Raw genomic sequence first — 1,428 nt, forward strand, 5'->3', positions numbered from 1 at the left:
CATCGCCTTGGCCTGCCAGGTTGACCTGCTCCAGCGGGTCGGCGGCGAGGTCGTAGAGCTGCGGCGGGTAGGCGCGGGAGATGGTCAGCTTCTTGTCGCCGTCGCGGACGCAGACACGCGGGGCGGAGGTGCCGCCGTCGATGTGTTCGGCAAAGATGGGGCCGGTGAGGGCCTCGCCCCGCAGTGAGGGCATCAGGTTGCGGCCGTCCAAGGGCGTCTTGATGGCCTCGCCCCGGATACCGCCGATGTCGAGGAGGGTCGGGAAGATATCCAGCAGCGAGGCCGGCGCCGCGACCCGGCCTGGGGCATGGTCCGGATGGGCGATGATCAGCGGAACCTGAATGGCCGGATTGAACAGGGTCTTTTTAAACCACATGCCGCGCTCGCCGATCATGTCGCCATGGTCGGAGGCAAAGAGCACCACGGTGTTGTCTGCATAGCCGCTGTCCTTCAGCGCCTGCATCAGGCGGCCGAACAGGTCATCGACGTAAGAGATCATGCCGTAATAGCCGCGCCGCGCGTTGCGGTAGTCCTGCTCGCTGAGTTCGCATTTGTCCTGGCCGTAGTGGTAGTAGAGCGACTGGCTGTGTGCGTCGCGCTCCTCCACCGGGATATGGGGCACCTGCGGGGCGTCGATGGTCTCTTCCGGGTGGCGGTCCCAGTAGGCTTGCGTGGTGACGTACGGGTCATGCGGGTGGGTCAGCGAGACCGTCATCATGAAGGGGCGGGTGTCGTCGCTGCGCGCCCGGGTATAAAGCTCGCGTACCGCGTGGTGGATGACGTCCTCGTCATAGTCGATCTGCATCGACCGGGCGACGGGGCCTGCGTCGCGCACCGTGTCGATGGTGGAGACGCCGAAGGTATAGGCGCGCTCCTCGTCCTTGTTGTAGTCGCGGAAATCGGCGTCCGGGGTCCAGGACATGTCGGCCGGGTAGATCTCGGTCGTCAGGCGTTCCTCGAAGCCGTGGTACTGGTCGGGGCCGACGAAGTGCATCTTGCCTGAGATGCAGGTGTAATAGCCGTTTGCCCGCAGGTAATGGGCAAAGGTCGGGGTGGAGGCGGTGAATTCGGCGCCGTTGTCATAGGCGCCGATGCGCGAGGGCAGGCGGCCCGCCATCATGCCGAAGCGCGAGGGGGCGCAGAGGGGGTAGGGGCAGTAGGCGTTCTCAAACACCGTGCCGCGTGCCGCCAAAGCGTCGATGTTGGGTGTCTTGCAGACGGTGCCGCCATAGGCGTTCAGCACAAAGGAGGTGAGCTGATCGACCATGAACAGGATGATGTTGGGTTTTGTCATTGGTCAGTCCGTTGGTGCGGGTGTTCGCCGGTTGTCAGTTTGTGAGCAGTATCGCGGTGAGCGTTCGCCCGGGCGGGTGCGGCACGCGCCCCCCGCGGGGGGGGGGGGGGCGGGCCCCCCCCCCGCGCGGCGGC

Annotated in this window: 1 protein-coding gene; it reads right to left on the reverse strand. The window is 65.9% G+C overall.

The annotated features are described in order from the left end of the window. Window positions 1–1,294, reverse strand: a 1,294-nt coding sequence (betC, locus tag RA20_RS25885) for a choline-sulfatase (protein WP_052249100.1), incomplete at its 3' end; no start/stop codon positions are given. Window positions 1,295–1,428 lie beyond the last annotated feature (134 nt).

Origin of the sequence: Leisingera sp. ANG-Vp (assembly GCF_000813725.1) — a bacterium.
In the GTDB taxonomy this organism is placed as follows: Bacteria; Pseudomonadota; Alphaproteobacteria; order Rhodobacterales; family Rhodobacteraceae; genus Leisingera.